The 13,272-nt window shown below is 65.2% G+C and carries 13 protein-coding genes and 1 riboswitch; of the genes, 3 read left to right on the plus strand and 10 right to left on the minus strand.

Annotated elements, in window-relative coordinates; translation table 11 throughout:
• Positions 1-13: 13 nt before the first annotated feature.
• The 8 genes from VLA65_RS01100 to glyA form a co-directional block, all read right to left on the minus strand.
• Complete coding sequence (locus VLA65_RS01100) at positions 14-847, minus strand: ABC transporter permease (RefSeq protein ID WP_332601547.1); 834 nt, start codon at positions 845-847, stop codon at positions 14-16.
• On the minus strand, positions 844-1,665 hold the full coding sequence (locus tag VLA65_RS01105; protein ID WP_307052680.1) for an ABC transporter permease: 822 nt from the start codon (positions 1,663-1,665) through the stop codon (positions 844-846). The genes VLA65_RS01100 and VLA65_RS01105 overlap by 4 nt, the downstream gene beginning before the upstream one ends.
• On the minus strand, positions 1,658-2,587 hold the full coding sequence (locus VLA65_RS01110) for an ABC transporter ATP-binding protein (protein ID WP_059388000.1): 930 nt from the start codon (positions 2,585-2,587) through the stop codon (positions 1,658-1,660). Before VLA65_RS01110 ends, VLA65_RS01105 begins: the two co-directional genes overlap by 8 nt.
• A gap of 229 nt (positions 2,588-2,816) precedes the next feature.
• The gene (locus tag VLA65_RS01115) at positions 2,817-3,119 is read right to left on the minus strand and encodes an SHOCT domain-containing protein (RefSeq protein ID WP_332601548.1); all 303 of its coding nucleotides are present in this window, start codon (positions 3,117-3,119) and stop codon (positions 2,817-2,819) included.
• Positions 3,120-3,252: 133 nt separating this feature from the next.
• Entirely contained in the window at positions 3,253-3,918 is a 666-nt protein-coding gene (locus tag VLA65_RS01120) for a response regulator transcription factor (RefSeq protein WP_284992010.1), read from the minus strand.
• Complete coding sequence (locus VLA65_RS01125; RefSeq protein WP_332601549.1) at positions 3,915-5,045, minus strand: sensor histidine kinase; 1,131 nt, start codon at positions 5,043-5,045, stop codon at positions 3,915-3,917. The genes VLA65_RS01120 and VLA65_RS01125 overlap by 4 nt, the downstream gene beginning before the upstream one ends.
• A 251-nt stretch (positions 5,046-5,296) precedes the next feature.
• A complete protein-coding gene (locus VLA65_RS01130) occupies positions 5,297-6,208 on the minus strand; it encodes a bifunctional methylenetetrahydrofolate dehydrogenase/methenyltetrahydrofolate cyclohydrolase (RefSeq protein WP_332601550.1) in 912 nt (303 codons plus the stop codon).
• Between the two features lie 8 nt (positions 6,209-6,216).
• Positions 6,217-7,530 carry a serine hydroxymethyltransferase gene (glyA, locus tag VLA65_RS01135; protein ID WP_442880157.1) on the minus strand — a complete coding sequence of 438 codons (1,314 nt, stop codon included), beginning with the start codon at positions 7,528-7,530 and terminating at the stop codon, positions 6,217-6,219.
• Between the two features lie 90 nt (positions 7,531-7,620).
• A riboswitch (ZMP/ZTP riboswitch) is annotated at positions 7,621-7,705 on the minus strand.
• A 35-nt stretch (positions 7,706-7,740) separates the two neighbouring features.
• Between glyA and purU the strand changes: the two genes are divergently transcribed.
• The 3 genes from purU to VLA65_RS01150 all read left to right on the plus strand — a co-directional run bounded on the left by purU (position 7,741) and on the right by VLA65_RS01150 (position 9,984).
• Positions 7,741-8,601 carry a formyltetrahydrofolate deformylase gene (gene purU / locus VLA65_RS01140; RefSeq protein ID WP_332601551.1) on the plus strand — a complete coding sequence of 287 codons (861 nt, stop codon included), beginning with the start codon at positions 7,741-7,743 and terminating at the stop codon, positions 8,599-8,601.
• Positions 8,602-8,709: 108 nt separating this feature from the next.
• A complete protein-coding gene (locus tag VLA65_RS01145; protein ID WP_332601552.1) occupies positions 8,710-9,432 on the plus strand; it encodes a class I SAM-dependent methyltransferase in 723 nt (240 codons plus the stop codon).
• Between the two features lie 27 nt (positions 9,433-9,459).
• Complete coding sequence (locus tag VLA65_RS01150; RefSeq protein WP_284992015.1) at positions 9,460-9,984, plus strand: gamma carbonic anhydrase family protein; 525 nt, start codon at positions 9,460-9,462, stop codon at positions 9,982-9,984.
• Here the strand turns inward: VLA65_RS01150 and VLA65_RS01155 are convergent.
• Both VLA65_RS01155 and VLA65_RS01160 read right to left on the minus strand, forming a co-directional pair.
• A complete protein-coding gene (locus tag VLA65_RS01155; RefSeq protein WP_332601553.1) occupies positions 9,981-11,705 on the minus strand; it encodes a flavin monoamine oxidase family protein in 1,725 nt (574 codons plus the stop codon). The two genes, VLA65_RS01150 and VLA65_RS01155, sit on opposite strands and share 4 nt — an antisense overlap.
• On the minus strand, positions 11,702-13,132 hold the full coding sequence (locus VLA65_RS01160; RefSeq protein WP_172465546.1) for an amino acid permease: 1,431 nt from the start codon (positions 13,130-13,132) through the stop codon (positions 11,702-11,704). Before VLA65_RS01160 ends, VLA65_RS01155 begins: the two co-directional genes overlap by 4 nt.
• Positions 13,133-13,272 lie beyond the last annotated feature (140 nt).

Below are 13,272 nucleotides of genomic sequence, written 5' to 3' on the forward strand. Positions count from 1 at the left end.
ACAGCCCGCGCCGCTATTTCAGGAAGAGCTTGCGCAACCTTCCGGTAGTGAGCGTGATGCCGAGTCCGATCATCACGAGGTAGTAGGCGATATGGACTGCCGTGGCCGGGCTGAAGGAGCCGATGCTGATCTGCCGCAGGAGTTCCACGCCATGCCAGAGGGGCATTGCTTGGATGAGCCACTGGATGTATTGCGGATAGACGCTCAGCGGGTAGAAGGTAGAGCTGAAAAGGAACATGGGCAGCATGAAGAAGTTGATCCAGTCCATCTGCTGGAACGTCTTCATGAAGCTCGTGATGCCCATGCCGAAACTCGCAAAGCCGAAAGCGATCAGCACTGAGGCGGGGATGACGAGGACGGCCCATGGCGTGGTGATGAGGCCCAAGACGGCCATGACGGCCGTGAACCCCGTGGCATACAGGAGTCCGCGCAGCAGGGCCAGGAAGATCTCCCCGATGGCTACATCCAACGGCCCGAGGGAGGTGTAGAGCATTCCCTGGTACAGCTTGGCGAAGTTCATCTTGAAGAAGACGTTCCAGGTGGAGTCGTAGACGGCGCCGTTCATGGCGGACACGGCAAGGAGCGCGGGCGCGATGTAGGCCGCATAACTGATTTCCTGGCCGCCCGGTCCCGCCACGGTACCCACAATCGGGCCGAGTCCCACGCCCATGGAAATCAGGTAAAGCACCGGCTCGAAGAACCCGGATACCAGAATCAACCACGTGCTGCTTTTCGCTGCCATGAGGCCCCGGGACACAACAGCAAGCGCGTTGCGGGAGTACAGCGGGCCGAAGGTACGTTCACGGGCGGCGTCGGTGGCGCTGTGGCCTCCGGTAAGAACGCTCATGCTCCCATCCTCCTGACGAACTGGCGCCGTGTCAGCGTCCAGCCTGCGGCGGCGGAGCCCACAAGGAACAGGACGTGGGCCAGGGTCAACAAGGGATTCTCCTCGAGTCCATAGGTGAAGACGCGGCCGAGCTGAGTGCCGTGCCAGACCGGGGAGATCCAACCGATCCAGCGCACTCCAAGCGGCAGCGAATCCAGCGGGAAGAAGGTGCCCGAAAACAGGAACAGCGGCACCACGATGAAGCGCTGCACCAGCGCGAACTGGCCGGAGTCTTTGGTGATGGTCGAGGCATAGGCCATGAGCGGCAGCCCGAAGGACAGTCCGGCCACCGTGGCAACTATCGCCGACACCCAACCCCACGGACTCGGCGAGGCACCGAACATGGCCACGATGGCGAAGTACACCACCGATTGCACCAGGAACTTCAAGGCACTCGCCATGATGTGGCCCGCGGCGATCTGCTGCGGTACCAGCGGGGAGGCGTGCGGGCCATAGAACACGCGGCGCCACTTGAAGCCGTCCATGATCGGGTAGGAAAAGTCTCCCGACGCCGTCATGACCGCGGATGAGACCAACAATGCCGGCGCGATGAAGGTCAAATAGTTCACTCCACCGAACACCGCTGCGCTGTTCGCATCCACGAGGCTCGCCAGCCCGACTCCCATGGCGAACAAGTAGGCCACCGGCTGCCCCACGCTGTACAGGAACACGGACCAGCCGTAGCCACGCATCACTCGGAGGACCTGCTCGGCGTAGAAGAAAGATCCCCAGCGCTTCGCCCGGCTGGCTGAGACGGCAGGCGAGTGGGCGCTAGTCAACGAGGCTCCGTCCGGTCAGCCGGAGGAAGACGTCCTCCAGCGAAGAACGCCGCACCAGCGATGTCAGGGGACGGAGCCGGCGTGCGGAGACTTGCTCCAGGGCCGATTCGCCGTCGTTCGCGTAGATGAGCACCCGGTCCGGGAGCGTCTCGACGCGTTCGCCGATGCCCGCGAGTTCGGCGCCGATAGTGGCGTTGCGTTCCGAACCGAAGCGCAGTTCCAGCACCTCGCGCGTGGAATATTCGCGGATCAGGCTGGCAGGCGAACCTTCGGCCATGATCCGGCCCTTGTCCACCACGATCAGCCGGTCGCAAAGCTGTTCGGCCTCGTCCATGTAGTGCGTAGTGAGGATCAGCGTGACACCTTGCTCCTTGAGCCTGAACAGCCGGTCCCAAAGGATGTGGCGCGCCTGCGGGTCCAGTCCCGTAGTGGGCTCGTCCAGGAGCAGGATCTTGGGCTCGTTGATCAGCGAGCGGGCAATCGTGAGGCGCCGTTTCATGCCGCCCGACAGGGCATCGACCCTCGACTTGGCCTTGTCCGTCAGCTGGGCGAACTCGAGCAGTTCATCAGCCTTGGGGCGCAAGTAGCTCAAGGGCAAGCCGAAGTAGCGGCCATAGACAATCAGGTTTTCGCGGACCTTCAGTTCCTCGTCCAGGTTGTCCTGTTGCGGTACCACTCCGAGGTGCGCGCGGACTTCCGGCCCGTGGGTTTCCGGGTCCAGGCCCATGATGCTGAGCTTCCCGGACGTGCGCTGGGAGACTCCGCCGATCATTTTCATGGTGGTCGATTTGCCGGCACCGTTGGGGCCAAGCAGGCCAAAGGACTCCCCTGCCGGGACCTCGAACGAGATTCCGTCGACGGCGATGAGCTCGCCGTAGCTCTTGGTGAGGTTTTCGGCGGTGATGACTGCGGGTGGGTTCATCTGGAAGCTGGCTGACGTGGAGGAAGATCGGGTGGCTTCATTGTGCACCCCAGCAGACTAGTAGAGCCAAGGAATACGTGAAAGAGGTATTCCGCAATTTTCTGGACTAACCTGCTGGACCCTTCGCGACATTCTGCTGGATCATTCCGCACCTCAGGCCCTGGAACCGCGTGGTTCCAGGGCCTGAGGGTTTATCCAGACGAATGATCCAGCAGAATCCGTCGGTTCATCACTTCGTGGGATGTGCCCGCAGCACTTCCAGGCGTTGGCGGTACTCGGTCTCATCGATTTCGCCCCGCGCGTAGCGCTCCCTCAGCACGCTTTCGGCGCCCTGTGTTGCTGCCCAGTAGTGGTTCCGGCGCCACATCCGGCGGCCGAAAAAGATGAAGAATCCGATCACGAGGAACCAAAACAGCGGGATCAGGAGGAAAAACGGCCAGAAGACGAATCCGTCCCCCGGTCCGTGGACGACGACGTCGGCGGGCAGCTGCGCGGCCGCGGCGCCGATGGTGGTGCTCAGTGATGTCAACATGTCCAGTCCAAACTCTCAACAGGCCGTATCTCGGCTCTGTTTCCAGTCTTGTTTTTGGCCCGTCGAAACGCGTCGGCCACCGGGAGTCACTTGCGGCCAGCTGCCTACTCCCCCGGGAGACTGCAGGCCAGGGCTAGCTGCTCCAACCCGGCCGCACCAGGCCGGACTCGTACGCGAGCACCACCAATTGCGCACGGTCACGCACCAGCAGTTTGGTCATGATCCGTGAAACGTGCGTCTTTGCCGTGAGCGGGGTGATGAACAGCCGCTCGGCGATCTCTGCGTTGTTCAGGCCCTCGCCAACCAACGCCAGAACTTCCCGTTCGCGCTCGGTGATTTGCTCCAGCGGCACTGTCTTCGACGCCGCCTTGCTGTGCAGGGCAAGCTGGGCCATGATGCGGCGTGTCACCGACGGCGAAAGGAGGGCGTCGCCGTCGTGCACTACCCGCACGGCCCGGATCAGTTCCTCCGGTTCGGTGTCCTTGACGAGGAAGCCCGCGGCGCCCGCGCGCACGGCTTCGGCGATGTATTCGTCCAGCTCGAAGGTCGTGAGGATGATAATGCGCGTGTGCGCGAGTTGTGGGTTGGCCAGGATTTGCCGGGTTGCGGCCAGCCCGTCGCCATCCGGCATGCGGATGTCCATGAGCACGACGTCGGGTGCCTCACGCTCGGCCAGCCTGACGGCGTCCCGGCCGGTACCGGCTTCGGCCACCACCTCCATGTCCGGTTCGGCGTCCAGGAGGGCCCGGAATCCCGCCCGGATAAGGTTCTGGTCGTCGGCGAGCAGCAAGCGGATCATCGTTGGTGTCCTCCCTCGTGGGGGTTCAGCGGAAGGTTCGCTTCCACGCGCAGCCCGGGCTCCAGCGGCGTCAGGCCAAGCGTGCCGCCCAGCGCCTCGACGCGCTCCCGCATGCCCCTCAGCCCGTTCCCGGCGGGCGCTCCGCGGAGGCCTCCGCCGTCGTCGTCAATCCGCACCCTCAGCGCGTTCCCGGACAATTCGAGAAGTACGACGGCGGACGCCGCACCTGAGTGCCTGCGGACGTTGCTCAGCCCTTCCTGGACGGTCCGGTAGGCCGCTTCCTGCTGGCCTGGGCCCACGCGTTCCGGGTCTACGGAGTTTTCGAACCGCACCTCTAGGCCGCCTCGCCGCGCGTCGTCGACGAGTTCCGGGATCCGCCCCAGGCTTGGCGGAGCCGAGGGACTCAGCGGGGCGTCGTCGCGCAGCACACCGAGGAGTTGGCGGACTTCGGCCAAGGACTCCTTGCTCGCGGCCTTGATGGCCTCCAGCGCCGGGCGGAGCTTCTCGGGATCGTTCGTTCCCAGATGGAGCGCCACAGAGGCTTGGACGTTGATCATCGACAGGGAGTGCGCCACCACATCGTGGATATCGCGGGCGAGCGTGAGGCGGTACTCGTCCCGTTCGGCCTGTTTCGCGGCCTCCCGCCGTCGCCGGTATTCGGCCATCCGTTCGCCCCGGCGTCGGAAGCCTTCACCGATCAGGACAAGGATCGCGGCCCAGGCGACACCGGCAGAGGCCCGGACCAGCCCCGTCTCATCTCCGGCGAGGACAGCCATCAGAACGACGGCCGCGGCGGAAATCCCGGCCCCGAGCCAGGCCTGCCAGCGCAGCCCCGCGGCAGCAGTGAGGATGATCGAGAGAGCCAGGGACAGCACTATCGGACCCCAGGCGTAACCGAGGAGCAGATAGACGGACGCGGCCGGGAGGGTGATCGGGAGCATGACGGCCGGCCTGCGGGTCCGGAAAGCCAAGGCCCCCGGTCCCGCCAACAGCAAGATGAAGGCGAGCGGGTCCAAGGGGCGCACGGTGGCCTGGTGGCTCGCTGAAAAGACGGTCCCCAAGACCTGGATCAGCGCCACCGCGATCACGATGAAACTCGTGGGAGGACCCTGGAAACGCCGCTGCATGCTCCGAGCCTAGCCGCGGAGGGCGCCGACGTCGTCGGGTTAACGGTGTAGGGCGCCTACTCCCGCGGGAGTAGGCGCCCTACACCGTTAACCCGACGACGTCGGCGCCCTCCGCGGCTAGGCTCGGAGCATGCAGCGGCGTTTCCAGGGTCCTCCCACGAGTTTCATCGTGATCGCGGTGGCGCTGATCCAGGTCTTGGGGACCNNNNTCCCGCGGGAGTAGGCGCCCTACACGGTGGTGGGGAGCACAATCAGGCGACGCCGGAGGCGCTTCCCGCTGCCACTTGGCGTTCGGCGGCTTCGACCACGTTGGTCATGAGCAGCGCCACGGTCATGGGGCCCACGCCGCCGGGGTTCGGCGAAATCCAGCCGGCTACCTCGGCAACCGCGGGATCGATGTCCCCGTGGACCTTGCTCTTGCCCGTCTCGGGGTCGGTTTCACGGGTGACACCGACGTCGAGCACGGCCGCGCCCGGCTTCACGTCCCCTGGCTTGACGATGTGCTTGGCACCCGCAGCGCCGACAATCACGTCCGCCTGCCGCAGCAGCTCCGAGAGGTTCTTGGTGCCGGTGTGCGTGAGCGTCACGGTGGCGTTCACGGCCCGCCGCGTGAGCAGCAGTCCGATCGAGCGGCCGATGGTGACCCCGCGGCCGACCACCACGACGTGCTTGCCGGCGAGGCTGTAGCCGTTGCGCTGCAGGAGCTCGATGACGCCGCGGGGTGTGCACGGCAGCGGCGAGGTGATCTCTCCGTTGACGTTGAGCACCAGCCGGCCCAGGTTGGTCGGGTGCAGGCCGTCGGCATCCTTGGCGGGGTCGATCCGCTCGAGGATGGCGTCGGTGTCCAGGTGCTTGGGCAGCGGCAGCTGCACGATGTAACCGTGGCAGGCGGGGTCCGCATTGAGTTCGTCGATGAGGTCCTCGACCTGCGCCTGGGTGGCGTCCGCCGGAAGCTCACGCTGGATCGAGTTCATCCCGATTTCCACGGACTGCTTGTGCTTCATGGACACGTAAAGCTGCGAAGCAGGGTCCCCACCGACGAGCACAGTGGCAATGCCCGGAGTTACGCCGCGGGCCCTCAGTGCAGCTACACGCTCAGTCAGCTCAGACTTGATGGCGGCAGCGGCGGCCTTGCCGTCAAGGATCTTCGCGGTCTGCGCCATGGACGGGTTCACCACTGCTCGTGCTGCGGGTACAGCGGGAAGTCAGCGGCGAGCTTGTCGACGCGGGCCTGCAATGCTTCGACGTCGGTAGCGGAACCGGCCTTCAACGCCGAAGCGATGATCTCGGCAACCTCGGCGAACTCGGTGGCTCCGAAGCCGCGGGTAGCCAGGGCCGGGGTACCGATGCGCAGGCCCGAGGTGACCATCGGCGGGCGGGGGTCGAACGGAACGGCGTTGCGGTTGACGGTGATGCCCACGGAGTGAAGGAGGTCTTCGGCCTGCTGGCCGTCCAGCTGCGAGTTGCGCAGGTCCACGAGGACCAGGTGCACGTCGGTGCCGCCGGTCAGAACGGAAACACCGGCCTCCGCGACGTCGGCCTGGTTGAGGCGATCGGCGATGATCTTGGCGCCTTCGAGGACGCGCTCCTGCCGCTCCTTGAACTCCTCGCCGGCGGCGATCTTGAAGGCAACGGCCTTGGCGGCGATCACGTGCATGAGCGGGCCGCCCTGCTGGCCCGGGAACACGTTGGAGTTGAGCTTCTTGGCCCATTCCTGCTTGGCGAGGATCACGCCGGAACGGGGGCCGGCCAGCGTCTTGTGCACCGTGGAGGTCACGACGTCGGAATGCGGCACCGGGCTCGGGTGCAGGCCGGCTGCGACGAGGCCCGCGAAGTGGGCCATGTCCGTCCAGAGGAGCGCGCCAACCTCGTCGGCGATGGAACGGAAGGCTGCGAAATCGAGGTGGCGCGGGTAAGCGGACCAGCCGGCGATGATGACCTGGGGCTTCTCGGCAATGGCTTGTTCGCGGAGCTTGTCCATGTCCACGCGGAAGGTGTCTTCTTCAACCTGGTAGGCAGCCACTTTGTAGAGCTTCCCGGAGAAGTTGAGCTTCATGCCGTGGGTCAGGTGGCCGCCGTGGGCAAGGGAAAGGCCGAGGATCTTGTCACCTGGAGTGATCATGGCGGACAGGGCTGCGGCGTTGGCCTGCGCACCGGAGTGCGGCTGGACGTTGGCGTACTCGGCGCCGAAGAGCGCCTTAACGCGGTCGATGGCCAGTTGCTCGGCGACGTCCACGTATTCGCAACCACCGTAGTAGCGGCGGCCCGGGTAGCCTTCGGCGTACTTGTTGGTCAGGACGGAGCCCTGAGCCTCCATGACAGCGCGGGGCGCAAAGTTCTCGGAAGCGATCATTTCCAGGGTGCCGCGCTGGCGGCCGAGTTCCTGTTCCAGAACTGCTGCGATCTCGGGGTCGAGCTCGGCAAGCGGCTGGTTGCTGATGGTCGCGGAGGTGATGGTGGTGGTGGTCACGAAGATCTCCTGGATAGGCAACGGGTATTTCTACAGGTCAGGCTACCGGCTGGGTTTTTTCCATGCCTTTGATTACGGGGCATGGCACAGCGACAGTAAAACGTGACCCTCGGCCCAGGCGTACGATCCGTGGTCTTCAAAATGCCGCTCCCTGGTGGTGCACCACCCAACGCCAGTCGCGACGACTTAAACAGTACAACAGGTGCGCAACGGTAGGCTTTAGCTGTGACTGACTCCACCCTGCCTACGTCTTTTGTTGTAACCCTGTCCTGCCCGGACCGGCCCGGAATTGTGCACGCCGTTGCGGGGGCTTTGTTGGAGGCCGGCTGCAACATCGCAGATTCCCAGCAATACGGCAGCCCCAGCACGGGAAACTTCTTCATGCGGGTGGAAGCCACAACGTCTTCGAGCCAGGCTGAACTGAGTGCGGCGCTGGCCCCGGTGGCCGAAGAATTCGGCATGAAGTGGCAAATCAACCCGGTGGGCCAAAAGGTCCGTACCCTGATCCTGGGTTCAAAGGACGCACACTGCCTCAACGACCTGCTCTTCCAGCAACGCTCAGGAACCCTCCCCATCGAGGTGCCGGCCATCGTCTCCAACCACCGGGACCTCGAAGGCCTGGCCGAGTTCTATGGGATCCCCTTCCACCACATCCCGGTCACAGCGGACACCAAGCCGCAGGCCGAGGCGAAGCTGCTCGCACTCATCCATGAGCACGGCATCGAGCTGACCGTCCTGGCGCGCTACATGCAAGTACTCTCCAACGAGCTCTGCTCCGAGCTCAACGGCAAGGCCATCAACATCCATCACTCCTTCCTGCCGTCCTTCAAGGGGGCCAAGCCCTACCACCAGGCGCATGCCCGGGGCGTGAAGATCATCGGGGCCACTGCGCACTACGTCACGGCGGACCTCGACGAGGGTCCGATCATCGAGCAGGAAGTCATCCGGGTGGACCACGCACGCACGGCCGAGCAATTCGTGCAGATGGGCCGCGACGTCGAGGGCCGCACGCTGGCACAGGCTGTGCAGTGGCACGCAGAGCACCGCGTCCTGCTCGACGGCACCCGCACAGTGGTGTTCAACTAGGCGCCCCACCCAACTAGGCGCCCCACCCAACTGACTCGCAGTTGTTGTCGTTTAGAGGCCTCATAACGACACCTACTGCTAGTTAGTTGGGTGTTCTACGCTGGGTCCATGGACGGGACCCGAAGGGCCTTCAGCGACGAAGCCGACTATCACGAGGCGAACCTGGCCGTTTACTACGACCGGCAGGCCGGCATCCAGAACACCCGCGCCATGACCCCGCGTCGGACGGAATGCCGCGACTGGTTTATCCGCCTGCTCAAGGAAGAACACAGGCACTCGCTGTTCGAACTAGGCTGCGGCACAGGCGTCGAAGGCTTGGAATTCGTGCGGGCCGGATTGCACTACACCGGCGTCGACCTGTCCGAGGAGAGCATCCATGTTGCCCGTGCCAAAGGGCTCGACGCCAGCGTTGCCAGCGGCCGGTCCCTGCCGTTCGCCGATGCTACTTTCCCGGCCGTGTGGACTATGAGCACCCTCCTGCACGTGCCCAACGTGGTAATCCACGACGTCGTCAGTGAACTCGTGCGGGTCAGCGCGGCTGGCGCGCCAATCGCCGTCGGGCTCTGGTCTGGTGACGATGAGGAAGTCCTCAACCCCGAGGACCAGGACGAGCCGCGGCGGTTCTTCAGCCGGCGGAGCGACGACACCGTGCGCCGCATCTTTGGTGCGCACGGCGAAGTGGAGCGCTTTGAGACCTGGCCCGAGGGCACAGGAGTCGAGTCGGGACCCGGCGCCGGGAACTGGACGCAGCATTACCAGTTCCTGGTCCTCCGGACTCCTTCGTTTGGGCCCACGCCGCCAGGGTTCCCTGGCCGAGCGAAGCGAGGTTAGGGAGGCGGTGGGGATTAGGCTTGCCCCATGGCTCCCATTTACACGTTCGCCGGGGATACCCCGGCCATCCATGGCACCGCCTTCGTGGCACCCACGGCTTCCATCATCGGCAAGGCAACCCTCGGCGCGGACTCCAGCGCCTTCTATGGTGTGTCAGTCCGTGCCGACACCGCCGCCATCAGCGTCGGTGCCGGCTCGAACCTCCAGGACAATGTGGTCCTGCACGCCGACCCCGGCTTCCCCTGCACCGTCGGCGAGCGCGTCAGTGTCGGCCACAGCGCCGTCGTCCACGGATGCACCGTTGAGGACGACTGCCTCATCGGCATGAGCGCCACCATCCTGAACGGAGCCGTGATCGGTACGGGTTCGCTGGTGGCCGCGGGCGCCGTCGTGCTTGAGGGAACTGTCATCCCGCCGCGTTCCTTGGTTGCGGGCGTGCCTGCCAAGGTGCGACGCGAACTGAGCGAAGAAGAGCTCGACGGCGTGAAGCGCAACGCAGCGCACTACCGGGAGCTAGCGGCGGCGCACCGCGGGATGCACGCGCAGGGTTAGTCCAGGCTGATCGGCCCCAGCTCGTCCAACAGGTCACCGGGACCGGGGTTGCCTGCCACGGACGAACCACCGAGGTGGTTCACCACGCCCCACACAGCGTTCAGCCCTGTGGTGACGGCGCCTTCGGCCCAGCCTGCGGTGAACGAGACGTCGTCGCCCGCAAGGAAGATGCCTCGCTGGCTCTCCGGCAGCTTGTCCTGCTTGAAGTGCGTGAACAGGCGCTGCTGGTAGCGGTAGTGCCCTGGCAGGTTGGCCTTGAAGGCACCCATGAAGTTGGGGTCGGCCTCCCAGGAAACGGTGATGGGCTGTCCCACGATGTGGCTCGCGATGTCCACACCCGGGTAGATCTGCTCGAGCGAGTGCAGCATGAGCCTGACGCGTTCCTCGGCGCTGAGCGAGAGCCACTTCAGGGCGTCGTCGTTCCACGTATAGGAGAGCAGGATGACGGCAGGCTTGTCCGGGCCGTCGTCGAGCAGGTACGTCGCCCGGTTGAGCCGGTCGGTCAGCGTCATGGACAACACTTCGCGGCCCGTTTCGGGGTCGATGTCCTTCCAGAACGGCCGGTCCACCATGACGAAGGTCTTGGACGACTGCATGTAGTGCGAGCGTTCGATCGCGGTCCACAGTTCCGAGGGGAACAGCGATTCCTGGGTGTGGATGCGCGTGGACAGCAGCCAGGACTGGCAGGTGGTCACGACGGCGGAGTACCCGGTTTCGCGGCCCCAACGCTCGCGCACCATGAGGTCGCCGTCCGCTCCGCGCTCAATGCGGTCCACGGCCCCGCGAGGGGAACCGGAATGCAACGATGCGAGCGAGGTGCCCTCGGGCCAGTGGGCCATGCCCGACGGCGCGTGGTGCCACAGTGCCTCGGGGAGCCGTTGCGCTCCCCCCGTGATGAGGCGGTGCTGGTCATCGGCGTCGGTGTAGACGACGCGCAGGATTTCGAGGATGGAGTTGGGGAAGTCGGTGTCCCAGCCACCCGTGCCGAAACCTACTTGGCCGAAGGCCTCGCGGTGCGCGAATCCGGCCTCCTTGAAGGACGTGCTTGCGGCGATGAATCCGTAGAAGGTCTGTTCGTCCAGGAGAGGGAGCAGCCCGTTCCATAGCTCCTTGATGCGCTTGGTGTCGCGGGCCCGGATCGCCTCCTGCATTTCCTGGAACGCGGCGCCGTCATTCACTGCTGCCTTCCAGGCTGCGGCAACCTCGTGGAAGAACTCCGGCAGCTCAGCCGACGTGGCGGCGTAGTGCTTCTGTCCGGCCAACTCGATCACGGTGCTCGATGTTGCCGGGGCAAGCGGGTTGGGGAATTCCTGGGTGTCCAGGCCGAGGAGTTCCACGTAGTGGTAGAACGCCTTTCCGGACACCGGGAAGCGCATGCCACCGAGGTCTGCCACCACTCCGGGAGCGGACGGGAAGCTCGCGGTGCGCAACCGCCCGCCGATTTGGTCGGCCTCGTAGACCACGGGGCGCAGCCCGAGCTTCATGAGCTCGTAGGCCGTGACGAGTCCCGAAAGGCCCGCACCGATCACCGCGACCTCTGTGCCGTACAGTTCCGGCGGAATAACCGCCAGCCCGTCGGGGTGGGCCAGGTAGTGGTCGTAGCTGAACGGGAAGTCCGGGTTCAGCATGGTGATGGGAGCGTCGGCCGGCGTTGCTTGGGAAATTCCGGCATCCCCCGCGCGGGGTGTGGGTTCCGTGGGCAATTCGGTGGCGATGGTCATGAAAGTTCTGCCTTCACAGTTTCCGGGTCGGCGACCCTGGCGGATAGTTCACGGTATTCCTGTTCGGTCAGGGCCGCTACCTTGGAGTTCCGGCGTCCATAGCCGAAGTAGAGGGCGATCCCCACGAGCATCCAGCCACCGAACACCACCCAGGTGTCGGCACCCAGGTTGGCCATGAGGTAGGCACACATGAGGGTGCCGAGGACGGGGGTGATCGGGTAGAGCGGTACGCGGAAGCTGCGCTTGAGCTCCGGGCGGTTGCGCCGCAGGTAGATGACGGCGACGTTGACCAGCGCGAACGCGAAGAGGGTGCCGATGCTGGTGGCGTCGGCCAGCGCGCCGAGCGGGACAAGTCCCGCGGTGAGTGCGACGGCGGTGCCCACGATGAGCGTTCCGGCCACCGGAGTGCCGGTGCGCGGGGAGATCCGTCCGAAGACCTCAGGGACCAGCCCGTCGCGGGACATGGAGAGCAGGATGCGGGTCTGGCCGTAGAGCACGGTCAGGACGATGCTGGCGATGGCGAGCACGGCACCGATGGAGAAGACGAGCGCGATCCAGGGTTGGTGGGTGGTTTCCTCGAGGATCTGGACCAGGGCTGCCTCAGTGCCGCCGAACCATTCCCAGGGCCGGGCACCGATAGCGGCCACGGCAACCAGGACGTAGATGCTGGTCACGATCACCATGGAGAGCAGGATGGCCCGGGGCAGGTCTCGCTTGGGATTGCGGGCTTCCTCGCCTGCGGTGGAAGCGGCGTCGAAACCGATGTAGGAGAAGAACACCCGGGATGCTGCGGCCGAAACGCCTGCGGCCCCCATCGGCATGAGAGGTTCGAAGTTGCCGGCGTTGAACGCGGTGAACGCAACGGCGCAGAAGAACAGCAGGATGACAATCTTGATGGTCACGATCACGGTGTTGATCCAGGCGCTTTCCTTGGCGCCGCGCACCAGCAGGACCATGGCGAGGACCACGATCAGCATGGCCGGCACGTTGACCACGCCGCCGCTGCCCGGTGGCTGGGACATCGCGTCCGGCAGGAACTGCCCGAACGCGGCAAGTGTTTCGTTCACGTATTGCCCTGCGCCGACGGCCACGGCAGCTACGGAGACCGCGTATTCGAGGACGAGGCACCAACCACAGATCCAGGCCATGCCCTCGCCCATCGTGGCATAGGAGTAGGAATAGCTGGACCCGGCGACGGGCACGAGGCCTGCCATTTCGGCGTAGGACACGGCCGAGAACAGGGCGGCCAGCCCAGCGACCACGAAGGAAATCCAGACCGCGGGTCCGGCCAGCGGCACGGATTCACCCAGGATCACCAGGATGCCGGTTCCCAGGGTCGCGCCGACGCTGATCATCGTCAGCTGGAGGACGCCGAAGCTGCGGACCAGCGGCGTACCGCTTTCGCTGCTTCCTGCTTCGCTGACCATTTGCCCGATCGGCTTGCGGCGCAGGAGCTGCGAACCGAGCCCCGGGCGGCGGGCGGCATTGCCTGCATCCGCATTCGTGGCGTGCGTTGGCTTGGTCTGGGTGGAGGTAGGCACAGTCACCGTTGACGTCCCTTCAGAGT

The sequence above is a fragment of the Arthrobacter sp. S2(2024) genome (assembly GCF_036662515.1).
Taxonomy (GTDB): Bacteria; Actinomycetota; Actinomycetes; order Actinomycetales; family Micrococcaceae; genus Arthrobacter.